This is a genomic window from Caballeronia humi (assembly GCF_001544475.1).
GTDB lineage: Bacteria > Pseudomonadota > Gammaproteobacteria > Burkholderiales > Burkholderiaceae > Caballeronia > Caballeronia humi.
The window spans coordinates 17445-30483 of the sequence record NZ_FCNW02000021.1 but is presented as its reverse complement, the minus strand read 5'-3'; the positions used below and the strand labels follow the sequence as shown (position 1 = coordinate 30483).

Sequence of the window (13039 nt, the reverse complement as noted above, 5' to 3'; positions counted from 1 at the left end):
GTCAGGGCGCGGCCACGCGCAGCATGATCGCCTGCGCGAGCGCGTCGGCGAGTTCCGCGCGGCGCAGTTCATAGATCGGCGTGAAGAACACGCGATGACCGAGCGCCGCCGGCAACACCGCGTGAATGTCCTCCGGGATCAGGTGCGTGCGTCCCGCAAGCCACGCGACCACGCGCGCGGCGCGCACCAGCGCGCTCATTCCGCGCGGACTCGCGCCGGCCAGTACGAGCCGGTCCATATCGACGTCGTCGAGCACGATGCCGTATTGCGACGGCCGTTCGGTCGCTTCCCAGAGTTGCAGCACGTATCGTTCGATGGTTTCACTCGCGCGCACGCTGCGCTGGATCGACGCCGCCGCCGCGTTCAACTCGCGCCACGCGAACATCCCGTCAGGCACCTGTTCCAGCACCGTATCGACGTCATGGAAATGCGGATCGAAGACGAGGCGGCTGCGGATCGCGGGCTCGGGTGGCGTCGTCATGTTCAGCTCGAACATGAAGCGGTCGCGCGCGGCGGACGCCAGCTCGAAGGTCTCTTCCTTCTCGACCTTGTTGCGATCCGCGAACACTGTCATGTGCGGAAAGTGATGCTCGCGATTGAACGCGGACACGGAACGCTCCGCCATTGCGCGCAGCAGGAGCGATTGCACCTGCGGCCGCGCGCGGTTGATCTCGTTGAAGAAGAACGTCGTGAGGCGCTCGCCATGACGCAGCAGCGGGCCGGGATCGATGCGCGGCGCGCCCTCGGCATCGACATAGGTGTGATAGATGAGATCGCCTGGCATCAGGTCGATGGTGCCCTCGACGCGCTCGAACTCGCCGCCGATCGCCCGGGCGAACGCACGCAGCAGTGTGGTCTTCCCGACGCCGACGTCGCCTTCGAGCAGCACATGTCCGCGCGCGAAGAGCGCCACGGTGATGAGGCGCGTCACCTGCGGCTGGCCGATGACCGCCTGCGCAACCGCCGCTTCGAGCTGCAGCGCGTTGCTGCGCCAGTCCTGCAACGCTTCGTCAGACAACATCGGGCTTCTCCCTGTCAGCGGCCAAGCTGACAGGCAAGTGTCATGCCAGTCGATGCGGCCGGCGTGAGAAGCCCGTCGCGCGCGCCAGGAAAGCACAGAGTGTCACGTAATCGCAAACTTAACGGTGACACACTCTGAAACCCGCCTCACGCATGCCCGCGAAACCTCGCGCACATCCTGAACGCATCCTCCGAAAGCGGGATTTGCCTGGCGCGGCAATAGCGCGTCGTCAGCTTCAGCAGTTCCTTGATATCCCGTCCGCTCGCGTTCGGATACGCAGCCGTCAGCATGTCGATCAGGCCGTCATCGAGGTCCGCGCCCAGTTGCCCGGCGAGCAGTTTCCACAGACGGATCGCATCGGCCGCGGGCGGAATCTCGTACTGAATTTTCGCGATACAGCGCGACAGGATCGCATCGTCGACATCGTCGATGCGGTTGGTCGTCATGAACAGCAGGCCGTTGAAGTACTCCAGCGTGCGCAGGAATTCCGCCACGATCGCGTTGTGCTCAAGATCGTTGTCGCGGCGTCGGATATAAACGTCGGCTTCGTCGAGCAGCAGGATCGCGTCCCAGCGCACCGCGCGCTGCAGGATGCCCGACAGCGTCGCGCCGACCGACGCCGCCGTCGTCCCGAGCTGCCCCGAATGCACGCGATACAGCGGCTTGCCGACCACCTCCGAATAGACCTCGGCGGTCAGCGTCTTGCCGAGACCGGGCGCGCCCTGGCAAAGGATCGTCGTGCCGCCCGACTTGCCCGCGACGAAGTCCTGCACGAGCACCTCGCTCTTCGACGTGAGGATGTCGATCAGGTCGCGATGGTGGACCGGCAGCACCAGCTTGTCGCGCAGTTCGGCCTGATAGCGATACTCGGCGACGTGCGCCACATGCGCCCAGACAGGCCGATGCCACTCCAGATGAAACAGGCAGAGGTAGCAATGCAGCGGGATCGCGTCGAAGCCGCTCTCGATGTTCGCCGCACGCCAGAAGCCGGCGTCGGCCGTCAACTGGAAGCGGCGCTCGAGCGTCTCCTCGTCGTTGACGCACTTCGCGCTCACGCCATCGACGATGCGCGTCAGTTCGGCGACGCCCTTTGCATCGATCGTGAAAGCCGCCTTCGATACGACGAACTGCCCGCCGAAGCGCGGCTGAAACCTCACGAAGCGCTCTGCCTGCCGTTCGTATTCGCGCTTGAACTCCGCGCATTCCTTGTAGAAGCCGAACTCCGCGAGCAACTCCGGAATCGTGCGATCGACGATGTCGTGACGGTAGATCACGAGCGAGGTCGTCATGCCCGCGTGGCGCATGTGCGGGTCGGCGCGCGGCGAGTTGGCCGCCTGCATCGTGTTCGCCAGCATGTCGATGACGACATACGGCGCGCCCTGATCCGGCTCGACGTATCGCATGCGGTGCACGAGCCACGGCAGCAGCGTGGCGTCTTTCGCGCGGCAATAGAGCCAGCCGTCGATCGCATCGCGCGCGAGATACGCAATGAGGCCCGGCACCACATGCTCCAGCGACGGAATCGTCCGGGCCTGCGGCGCGTTGTGGATGTTGTCGAGCGCGAGCATCTGGAACATCAGCGCACTCTCGTTGTTCGCGCGGCTCAGCGAGTAGAGCGTGTTGAGCGACCTCGAATCGAACAGCGCGCTCGACACCATCATCCTGCCGTGACACGCGCCATGCTCATGCAGTTGCCGTGCGAGCGGCGAGCCCGATTCGATCATCGCGAGGAGCGGATGAACCAGCGATTCCGGTATTTCAAAATCCATTCATGCACTCCCGCTAGTCGAGGAAGAACTGGATTGCCATGCTCACGATAGCCGGCTGGATCGCATGCGGCCCGTTGAACTCGATGTAGCGCACGTTGTAGCCCGCTGCCTTCAGCTTCTGCACGTTCACGCGCGCGCTCGTCTCGACAGGCAGTTGCTCGTCGCTCAAGCCGTGCGCGATGAAGACCTTCGGCGCGCCCTCCTGCGTGAAGACCGACATGAAACCGCCCGATAGCGCGATCACGTGACTCGCGATGTCCCCGTTGGTAATGCCGATCGAGAGCGCATAGCTCGCTCCGTCCGAGAATCCGGCAAACGCCAGATGATCCGGCGCTACCGAATAACGCGACGTCACTTCCACGAGCGCCCGCTGCAACCGCTCCAGATCCGGGCCGCTGCCGCCTACCACGATATCCCAGGTCGGATACATCGAGTGCGACGCAAGAATCAGGAATTTCTCGCGCTCGGCGTGTTCTTCGATGAACGGCAGCACTTTTTCCGGGAAACCGCCCGCGCCATGAAACATCACGAAAAGCGGCACCGGCCGATTCGTATCGAGTGCGGATGGAACGTAGAGCACGGCGTCGCGCTCATCGGCGATGCCGAGACGGTTGCGGCCCGGCGGCAGCGGGCTTTTGACCGGATCGGCGGGAGTGAAGGAAAGTCGGCCGAGTAGCGATGGATCGAACATTGAGGCCCTGATTGAAGTCCGCTGAAGCGTTGATATTTAATATATCACGATGATCGCACTAGGGGGAAGAGACCTCGAACCCCCATATGCCATCGACCCTTCACATGAAAAGCATAGTCGAATCGCTTCGTTGGATCGGGTCGCAGTGGATGCTTCAATGCATCGATCGCGAAGCAGTCTTCCGCGAACGACTCCCCACAAAATCGACCCAAACGGAGATCCGCATGACCGGCACAGCCACTCTTTCGCATCCGTCCACGGCACAACGATCGCCCGAGCAACCGCAATTGCAGGTTCGTCCGGTAGGCGGGCGCATCGGTGCCGAAGTACGCGGCGTGGCGCTTGACGCCAAACTCGACGACGCCACCATCGGCGCCATCAACGCCGCGCTGCTTGAGCACAAGGTGCTGTTCTTCCGCGGCCAGTCGCACCTCGACGACGCCGCTCAGGAAGCCTTCGCCGCGCGCTTCGGCGAGACCGTCGCGCATCCGACGGTGGCATCGGTGGCAAGCGGCAGCCGTCTGCTCGAACTCGACTCGAAGCACGGCACGCGCGCGAACTCGTGGCACACCGACGTCACGTTCGTCGATGCGTATCCGAAGATTTCGATCCTGCGCGGCGTCGTGATTCCCCCGGCCGGCGGCGACACGGTGTGGGCCAATACGGTCGCCGCCTACCAGCACCTGCCGGAGCCGCTGCGCAACCTTGCCGATACGCTCTGGGCCGTGCATTCGAACGCTTACGACTACGCCGCGACCCGCGCGACGCCCGCCACCGACGCGGAACTCGAATATCGCAAGGCGTTCACCTCGACGCTCTACGAGACCGAACATCCGGTCGTGCGCGTGCATCCGGAGACGGGCGAGCGCAGCCTCGTGCTCGGGCATTTCGTGCAGCGCTTCGTCGGGCTGTCGCAGCATGATTCCGATCGCCTGCTCGAACTCTTCCAGGACCACGTTACGCGTCTCGAGAACACCGTGCGCTGGCGCTGGACGCAAGGCGACGTCGCGATCTGGGACAACCGCGCAACGCAGCACTATGCCGTCGCCGATTACGCCGATGCGCACCGCGTCGTGCGCCGCGCGACGGTGAGCGGCGACGTGCCGGTCAGCATCGACGGCCGCACGAGCCGCACAGTCTCGCGTTCGACGCGCACGTAACAACCTTTGCCTCTATTTCCGCTCAAACGATGAAACTGCGACTCCTACTCAAAAAACTGACGATCACGTTCGGCATCCTCGCGAGCGCGAGCGCGTTCGCCGCCGCGCCCGATGTCGTGAAGATCGGCGTGGCGCAACAGGGCACGGGCGATCCGCCGGTCTTCGGCGGTTCGCCTGCCGCGACCGCGCTCCTGCAGCATCGCGTCGAGGACGCGTTCAAGGCCGACGGCACGAAGGTCGAATGGATCTTCTTCAAGGGCGCCGGTCCCGCCGTGAACGAGGCGCTTGCGAACAAGCAGATCGACTTCGCCTATCAGGGCGATTTGCCCTCCGTGCTCGGCCGCGCGAACGGGCTGAAAACGCGCTTGCTGCTGGCGTCGAACGTGCGCGCGGGTGTCTATCTCGCGGTGCCGCCCGATTCCGACATCAAGAGCGTGAAGGACCTGAAGGGCAAGCGCGTCGGCATCTTCCGGGGGACGAACCTGCAGCTCGTCGCGGACAACGTCCTCAAGGAAAACGGCCTCACCGAACGCGATCTGCGCGTGATCAATCTCGATTCGGCGGCATCGCAGGCGGCGCTGGCATCGAAGGGCGTGGATGCCGTCTTCCTCGACTACAACCTGTTCAAGCTTCAACGGCAAGGGCTCGCGAAGATCGTCTATGCATCGCGCGACGGTGGATTGCAGTTGACGCGTCAGGCGCATTTGCTCGTGCTGGAAGACTTCGAGCGCGCGCATCCCGATGCCGTGCAGATAGTGGTGACGTCGGTCGTGCGGGCGTCGCAATGGTCGTCTGATGAAGCGAATCGCGCCGCGCTCTTCGACCTGTGGGCGAAGAGCGGCGTGCCCGCGGAATCGTGGCAGTCCGAGTATGCGAACCAGCAGTTGAAAGACCGCAGTTCGCCCCTGATCGATCCGTTTCTGGTCGCGCGTTACCAGGCCGTCGCCGATGATGCATTGCGCCTGAACCTGATCCGTCAGCCGGTCAGCGTGAACGGCTGGTTCGAGCCGAAGTACCTCGACGAAGCACTCAAGACGCTCAAGCTCCAGACCTACTGGCCGCGCTTCGATGCATCGGGCAAGCCGATCGCATCCTGACTCCGGAGCTTCGATCATGTCGAACGGTTTCGCTCGTATTCTCCATCCTGCTGTCGATGTCGATGGAATCGACGCTCGCGCTTCGCTTACCAACGCGGGACGCTCCTTCGGCTGGATCGCGTTGCCTTGGCTCCTGCCCGCGCTGTGCGCCGCGCTCTGGACGCTCGGCTCGCACTACGGCTGGATCTCGGCGCAAGTGCTGCCGCCGCCGTCGCTCGTCTTCGATACGCTCGCCGCGATGATCCGCAACGGCGAACTGTGGATGCACGTCGGCGCGAGCCTGTCGCGGGTGGCGGTCGGGTTCGGCGCCGGTGTGCTGCTCGGTCTGATTCTCGGCGGCGTGCTCGGGCTCTCACGCACGGCGGAGGCTTACGTCTTGCCCGCGTTCAACGCAATCGTGCAAGTGCCGGTGCTCGGCTGGCTGCCGTTCCTCATGATCGTCGTGGGAATCGGCGAGCCGCTCAAGTACATCCTGATCGCTCACGCGGCGCTCGTGCCGGTCACGCTCGGTACGCTGCAGGGCTTCCGGCAAACACCAAATGCGTTCAACGAAGTGGCCCGAGTGTTCCGCTACACGCGCTCACAGACGATTTTCTCGGTGATCCTTCCGTCTGCGATCCCCGTGATCGGCACCAGCGTGCGGCTCGCGTTCACGAAGGCGTGGCTCACGCTCGTCGTGGCGGAACTCGTGGCATCGTCGGAAGGGCTCGGCTACCTGATCGTCTACGGACGCCAGTTGTTCCAGCTCGACCTCGTGCTGGCGTCGGTACTCGTGGTCGGAGCGATCGGTTATCTGGCCGACCGCTTTCTGACGGTCGTCGAAGCGCGGCTGCAACGCGGTAACGCGGCATGACGGGGCACGCAATGGCCGATACCTCACTCGAACTCGAAGCCGGGCGCAATCTCGCCGCCGATCAATCTTCCGGCCGATGGCGCGGATGGGTCCTGCCGCTCGTCGCGCTTGCCGCGTGGTGGTACGTGTCGCGCAACGCGAGCAGTACGCGCGGCATCATGGTGTCGCCCGCGCAGGTGCTGCACACGGCGATCGATCAGGTGGAGAGCGGCGCGTTATGGCGCGCGCTGTCTGCATCGCTCGCGCGCGAACTGACCGGCTTCACGATCGGTTCCGTCGCAGGGCTCGCGCTCGGAGCGCTGCTCGGCGTCTCGAAGATCGCGAACCGCGCGATCGGTCCGAGCTTCAACACGTTCAAGCAGGTATCGCTTTTCGCGTGGATTCCACTGATCTCCGTGTGGTTCGGCCTCGGCGACGTCGCGAAGGTCGTGTTCCTCTCGCTCGCGGCGCTCGTACCGGTCGTGGTCCATACGAGCGACGGTATCCGTGCCGTGTCGCCCGCCTTGCTCGACGTGGCGCGCGTGTTTCGCTACAACAAATGGCAGACAGTCACGCGTGTCGTGTTGCCCGCCGCGCTGCCTTCGGTCTTCACCGGCATCTATCTCGCGCTGATCTATTCGTGGCTCGCGACGCTCGGTGCCGAGTATCTGCTCGTCGCGGGCAGCGGGATCGGCAACACGCTTGTCGATGGCAGCGAGCAGTTCCGCATGGATCTCGTGGTGCTCGGCGTCATCGTGATCGGCGTGACGGGCTGGGCGCTCAATGCGTTCGCGCGCGCCATCCAGCGCCGCTGGTTCACTCATGCGCGCGATGCGCGTCAAACGAAATAGGAGCTTCAACGTGTCGACCGTGATCCAGGATTCGGACAGCAGGCTCGACCTGCGCCAGGTCACCAAACGCTTTGCAGGCGATGCTGCCGCGCGCCCGGTGCTCGACGGCATCGACTTGTCGGTTGCGAGCGGCGAGTTCGTGAGCATCGTCGGCGCGAGCGGTTGCGGCAAGTCGACGCTGCTGCGCCTGATCGCCGGACTCGACGACGAGTTCGACGGCGAAATCGACTTCGCCGGCGAGCAAGTACGCACAACCGATCTCGCGCGCGGCATCGTGTTTCAGGACCATCGGCTCTTTCCGTGGCTCGATGTCGAGCAGAACATCGCTGTTGCGCTGAAGAACGCGCCGCTGTCGCGCGAAGAGAAGCGGCGCGCGGTGGCAGAGCATGTCGCGCTCGTCGGATTGTGCGGCTATGAGCATCATTTTCCGCATCAGTTGTCGGGCGGGATGGCGCAACGCGTCGCGATTGCGCGCGGGCTCGTGAACCGCCCTCGCCTTCTGTTGCTCGACGAACCGTTCGGCGCGCTCGATGCACTCACGCGCGCACGCTTGCAGCGCGAATTACAGCGCATCTGGGAACACGAGCGGATCACGATGGTGCTCGTCACGCACGACGTGGATGAAGCCGTGTTCCTTGCCGATCGCGTTGTCGTGATGCGGGCGCGGCCTGGGCGTATCGGCAAGGTGATCGATGTCGGGCTCACGAGGCCGCGCGATCGCAGCGATACGCGCTTCGTCGCGTTGCGCGATGAGATTCTCGGCGAGCTGGGGCAGTTGCATGGCGATGCCGTTTAGCCAATAGCGTTACCGATCAACGAAAGCCTTCCGATCAAAGACACGATGAGCCACAACGAACAGCAAGAAAAGCCGAAGCGGCAAATGCATCTGGGCGCGTTCCTGATGGAGACCGGGCATCACATCGCCGCGTGGCGTCATCCCGATGCCGAGGCCGACGGCGGCCTCAACTTTGCGCACTACGCGCGACTCGCACAGATCGCCGAGCAGGCGAAGTTCGACGCGATCTTTTTCGCCGATGGCGTCAGCGTCCGCGACAACCATCTCCCGTCGCTCTCGCGCACCGCACGCGCCGATCACTTCGAACCGCTGACGCTGCTATCGGCGCTCTCGGTCGTCACGCGCAACATCGGACTGGTCGCGACCGTATCGACGACGTTCAACGAACCGTACAACCTCGCGCGCAAATTCGCGTCGCTCGATCAGCTGAGCGGCGGACGCTCGGGATGGAATCTCGTCACGTCGAGCACGGAATCGGAAGCGCAGAACTTCAACTTCGAGCAGCATCCGGATCACGCCGTGCGCTATGAACGGGCGCGCGAATTCTACGACGTGGTCGCGGGCCTCTGGGATAGCTGGGAAGACGACGCCTTCGTGCGCGACAAAGAAAGCGGCGTCTACTTCGATCCCGACAAGCTGCATGTGCTCAACCATCGCGGCAAGCACTTCAAGGTGCGCGGGCCGCTCAACGTCGCACGTTCTCCGCAGGGCTGGCCGGTCGTCGTGCAGGCGGGCGCGTCGGAGGCGGGCAAGGAACTCGCGGCGCAGACGGCCGAAGTCGTGTTCGTCGCGCACCAGACGCTGGACGAAGCGCAGGCGTTTTATCGCGACGTCAAGGGTCGGCTCGCGCGATACGGCAGGCAGCCGGATCATCTGAAGATCATGCCCGGCATCTTCCCGGTAATCGGCAGGACCGAAGCCGAAGCACGAGAGAAGTTCGAAGCCTTGCAGGACCTGATCCATCCGACCGTGGGTTTGTCGCTGCTGTCGAACATGTCGGGCGGGGTCGATCTCTCGCAGTATCCCGTCGATGGACCGTTGCCGGACCTACCGGAAACCAACGGCGGCAAGAGCCGGCAGCGGCTTCTGTTCGACCTCGCTAGGCGCGAAAACCTGACGATACGCGATCTGTATCTGCGCATCGCGGGGGCGCGCGGTCACCAGCAGGTCGTGGGCACGCCGGAGAGCATTGCCGACCGGTTGCAGCAATGGTTCGAAGAAGGCGCCGCGGACGGCTTCAACATCATGTCGCCGTGGCTGCCGGGAGGCTTGATCGAATTCGCCGATCTCGTCGTGCCGGAACTGCAGCGACGCGGGCTGTTCCGCACCGAATACGAAGGCTCGACGTTGCGCGCAAATCTCGGCTTGCCGCGGCCGGTGAATCGCTACGCGGTAGCCGCGCAAACGCGCAGGGTCGCGGGAAGCTAGCGAGTCAGGCGCTCACACGCTCGACGATGCCCATATAGTGATCGAGCGAAGGCGTCGCTTTTTGAGGCTGCTTCGCAAGATCGTCCCAGCGGCGCAGCAGGAGCGCTTCTTTTGCGAAGGGCTTGCGCATGAACGTATCGGCGTCTTCGGCACTGAATACGCCGCCCTGCAACGCGAGGCTGCGCACGGAATCCGCCGACAGTTGCTGAAAGTATCCCGCATCGATCGCGCACAGGCACCGCTTCGCATCGACGTGCAAGCGAATCGGTTCGAGCACGGCATCGCTGAAAAGCGGCCGCAGGAACGGCAGCGCGAAATACTGATGCAGGTCATCGATACCGCGCTCGCTCGGCGTCTCGCCCTGGCGATTCAGCAGATGCCCCAGATCGTGCAGCAGCGACGCGGCGACGAGCGTCTCGTCAACGCCCGCTTCCTCCGCGAGCGCCGCCGTCTGCAATGCATGTTGAAGCTGGGTCACGGGTTCGCCGCTGTAGGACGTGTTGCCGAAAGTGTCGAAGAGATGCCGGATATCGGCGATCGTCAGTGCCATGTGTTATTCCCAGGGAAGCGAAAACGTCTTGAGATTCGTGAAGCTTTTCATCGCTTCCTGAACGCCTTCCTTGTAGCCGAGCCCCGAGTCCTTGATGCCGCCGAACGGCGTCAGTTCGATGCGATACCCCGGCACTTCCCACACGTTCACCGTGCCCACGTGCAGTTCGTTCACGAAGCGCGTGATCAGGTCCGCGCGGTCCGTGCACACGCCCGACGACAAGCCGAACGCCGTGCCGTTGCTGATGCGGATGGCGTCGTCGATGGTATCGAATTCGATGATCGGCGAAACCGGGCCGAAGGTTTCCTCGCGCACGAGCGTCATCGAAGGATCGACGCGATCGAGTACGGTCGGTGAATAAAGCGCACCGTTGCGACGATTGCCGCAGAGCAGACGCGCGCCCTTCGATACCGCGTCGTTCACGCGCGTTTCGAAAAGCTGGGCGGCGGCGGCATCGATCACGGTGCCCATGGGGTTATCGGTGTCGAAGGGATCGCCGTAGCGCCAGGCGAGCGTCTTTTCGACGACGAGTTCCTTGAAGCGCGACGCGATGCCCTTCTGCACGAGCATGCGTTTCACCGCCGTGCAGCGCTGGCCCGAGTTCTTGTACGAGCCTTGCACGGCGAGCGTGGCGGCGCGTTCCACGTCGGCGTCGTCGAGCACGATCAGCGGATCGTTGCCGCCGAGTTCAAGCACCACGCGTCGATACCCCGCCCTTGCCGCGATCGCCTTGCCGATCGCGACGCCGCCCGTGAACGTGATGAGCGCGGCGTGGCGATGCGTGACGAGTTCGTCCGCGATCTCGCGCGGATCGCCGGTCAGGACCTGCAGCATCGGCGCGGGCAAGCCGGCTTCGTAGAGCACGTCGGCGAGGTAATACGCGGATAGCGGAACCTTCTCCGACGGCTTCAGAATCACGCGATTGTTCGTCGCGATCGCGGGCGCGAGCTTGTGCGCGACCTGGTTCATCGGATGATTGAAAGGCGTGATCGCAACGATCACACCCGGAAGCGGCTCGCGCTGCGAAAACACGCGACGCGCCTTGCCGTGCGGCGTGAGATCGCACGAGAAGCTTTGCGCATCGTCGCGCAAGCTCTCCATTGCGGCGAACCGGAGCACGTCGGCGACGCGCCCGATTTCATAGCGCGAGTCCTGTTTCGACAAGCCCGATTCGAGCGAGATCAAATCGGATGCTTCCTCGGTCCGTTCGCGCAGCAGCGCCGCCGTGCGTTCGAGAATCTGCGCGCGTTCATGGCGCGTCAGTGTCGGCCGATAGTTCGCGGCGTAGTCGAACGCTTCGCGCACGTCGTCGACGCTGGCCATCGGCACCGTGCCGACACGCGTGTTCGTGTACGGATCGATTACGTCGAGCGTGCGCGCGCGCGCCGCACGTTCACCCTTCAGGCGCAGCTTTTCCACGCGCAGCGCCTGCTGTTCCATCGTCGCGATAGCGTTCATGATTCAAGCACCAGATGGTTCAATGCGATATCGAAGACATCGAAATTGCGCAGCCGTTTTTCCGCTAGCCGCGACTCGATGCCATCAGTCGCGCGGTTGAACAAGAGCGGCACTTCCTGCTCGGCCACGCCGCCGTGAGAACGCAGCGGCACGGTGAGACCCGAGAGGTCGTGCTCAGCGCGGCGCGTGCCGAGCACTGTGTTGCGTCCGCTCACGACGACGAGATCGCCCACGCGATCGCGCGGCAACTCGAAACGCTCGCACGCAGCCGCGTTATCGAGCACGAGATCGACGCCCGGCAATTGCGCGAGGCGCGCGGCGAGCGCCGTTGCATCGACCGTACGCGGCAGATAAACCGTCGCGAACGAACCGAGCGCGCCGTGATGAACCACGTACGGATCGGTGATCGACAGGATCACTCGTGCGTTCGGCACATCGGGAGTCGCGTCGAGCCAGTCCTGCAGATACAGCACGTTCGGCTCGCCGGTTACGGGATCGTGCTTCGCGTTCATGCCGTGGTCAGCGGTCAGTCCGATCACCGCGCCGAGAGCGTCGAGGCGCGCGAGGTAGCCGTCCATCATCGCGTAGAACGCGTTCGCGCCCTCCGTGCCCGGCGCCCATTTGTGCTGCACGTAATCGGTCGTGGAGAGATACATGAGGTCGAGTTCGTGCGTCTCGGCAAGCCGCACCCCTGCTGCGAACACGAACTCGGACAGCGCCGCGCTGTACACGTCCGGCAGCGGCTGGCCAACGAGTTCCATCACTTCGCCGATGCCGTTCTCGGCGACCGTCGCCGTGTCCGCTTTCTCGGCGGAGAAGCAGATGCCGTCGAGCTGCCAGCCGAGCAGGCGCCGCAGCTTGTCCTTCGCCGTCACCACGGCCACCTTCGCGCCGCGCTCCGCGGCCGCCGCGAGGACCGTGCCCGCCCGCAGGTAGACCGGGTCGTTCATCATCACTTCGGCGCCCTTGCCGCCGTTCGCGTCGCGGTCGAAGAAATAGTTGCCACAGATGCCGTGCACCGAAGGCGGCACACCCGTCACGATGGACAGGTTGTTCGGGTTGGTGAACGACGGCACCACGCAGTCGGCGCGAAAGGCGGAGCCCGAGCGCAGCATGCTGCCGATAAACGGCGCGACGCCGGCCGCAACGGCCGCTTCGAGATAGTCGAATTCGCAGCCGTCGACGCAGATCACGACAGTTAGCGCGCGCGGACGCTGGTACTCGCGGCCATTCACTTCGATAAACGTTTCGGTTGATGTCGACATGATTTCCTTCCGTGATGAGCCAGCGTGGCTCCATATTTTGCTGCACGTTGCCACAATATGCCACATTTTTTGACGTGGCAAAACATCCCGCATGAACGGGATGCCCGGCACAAAACCACAC

The 13039-nt window shown here is 64.0% G+C and carries 12 protein-coding genes; 6 read left to right on the top strand and 6 right to left on the bottom strand.

Annotation, left to right across the window (positions count from 1 at the left end):
• Position 1: 1 nt before the first annotated feature.
• From AWB65_RS19190 to AWB65_RS19180, 3 genes are all read right to left on the bottom strand, one after another.
• Positions 2–1021: an AAA family ATPase gene (locus AWB65_RS19190; protein ID WP_087668644.1), complete on the bottom strand. Its 1020-nt coding sequence runs from the start codon at positions 1019–1021 to the stop codon at positions 2–4.
• 146 nt (positions 1022–1167) lie between these two features.
• The gene (locus AWB65_RS19185; protein WP_087668643.1) at positions 1168–2790 is read right to left on the bottom strand and encodes an ATP-binding protein; all 1623 of its coding nucleotides are present in this window, start codon (positions 2788–2790) and stop codon (positions 1168–1170) included.
• A 13-nt stretch (positions 2791–2803) separates the two neighbouring features.
• Complete coding sequence (locus AWB65_RS19180) at positions 2804–3481, bottom strand: alpha/beta hydrolase (protein WP_087668642.1); 678 nt, start codon at positions 3479–3481, stop codon at positions 2804–2806.
• Positions 3482–3705: 224 nt separating this feature from the next.
• Here AWB65_RS19180 and AWB65_RS19175 point away from each other — a divergent pair, with 224 nt between their 5' ends.
• From AWB65_RS19175 to AWB65_RS19150, 6 genes are read left to right on the top strand one after another with little or no spacing between them, the layout of a single operon-like run.
• A complete protein-coding gene (locus AWB65_RS19175) occupies positions 3706–4641 on the top strand; it encodes a TauD/TfdA dioxygenase family protein (RefSeq protein ID WP_087668706.1) in 936 nt (311 codons plus the stop codon).
• Positions 4642–4670: 29 nt separating this feature from the next.
• Complete coding sequence (locus AWB65_RS19170) at positions 4671–5738, top strand: ABC transporter substrate-binding protein (protein ID WP_087668641.1); 1068 nt, start codon at positions 4671–4673, stop codon at positions 5736–5738.
• A 16-nt stretch (positions 5739–5754) separates the two neighbouring features.
• Entirely contained in the window at positions 5755–6591 is an 837-nt protein-coding gene (locus AWB65_RS19165) for an ABC transporter permease (RefSeq protein WP_087668640.1), read from the top strand.
• An 11-nt stretch (positions 6592–6602) separates the two neighbouring features.
• Positions 6603–7421 carry an ABC transporter permease gene (locus tag AWB65_RS19160; protein ID WP_087668639.1) on the top strand — a complete coding sequence of 273 codons (819 nt, stop codon included), beginning with the start codon at positions 6603–6605 and terminating at the stop codon, positions 7419–7421.
• Between the two features lie 10 nt (positions 7422–7431).
• Positions 7432–8217, top strand: a complete 786-nt coding sequence (locus AWB65_RS19155) for an ABC transporter ATP-binding protein (protein WP_235007679.1) — start codon at positions 7432–7434, stop codon at positions 8215–8217.
• Between the two features lie 45 nt (positions 8218–8262).
• Entirely contained in the window at positions 8263–9645 is a 1383-nt protein-coding gene (locus AWB65_RS19150; protein ID WP_087668638.1) for an LLM class flavin-dependent oxidoreductase, read from the top strand.
• A 4-nt stretch (positions 9646–9649) separates the two neighbouring features.
• Here AWB65_RS19150 and AWB65_RS19145 read toward each other — a convergent pair whose 3' ends face one another.
• Genes AWB65_RS19145 through phnA form a run of 3 tightly spaced genes read right to left on the bottom strand, consistent with a single transcriptional unit; the run spans position 9650 to position 12918 of the window.
• Positions 9650–10195, bottom strand: coding sequence for a phosphonate degradation HD-domain oxygenase (locus AWB65_RS19145; protein WP_087668637.1), 546 nt, complete (start codon positions 10193–10195; stop codon positions 9650–9652).
• A 3-nt stretch (positions 10196–10198) separates the two neighbouring features.
• Positions 10199–11653 (bottom strand): phosphonoacetaldehyde dehydrogenase, encoded by a 1455-nt coding sequence (gene phnY, locus AWB65_RS19140; RefSeq protein ID WP_087668636.1) that lies wholly within the window; start codon positions 11651–11653, stop codon positions 10199–10201.
• Positions 11650–12918, bottom strand: coding sequence for a phosphonoacetate hydrolase (phnA, locus tag AWB65_RS19135; protein ID WP_087668635.1), 1269 nt, complete (start codon positions 12916–12918; stop codon positions 11650–11652). Before phnA ends, phnY begins: the two co-directional genes overlap by 4 nt.
• Positions 12919–13039 lie beyond the last annotated feature (121 nt).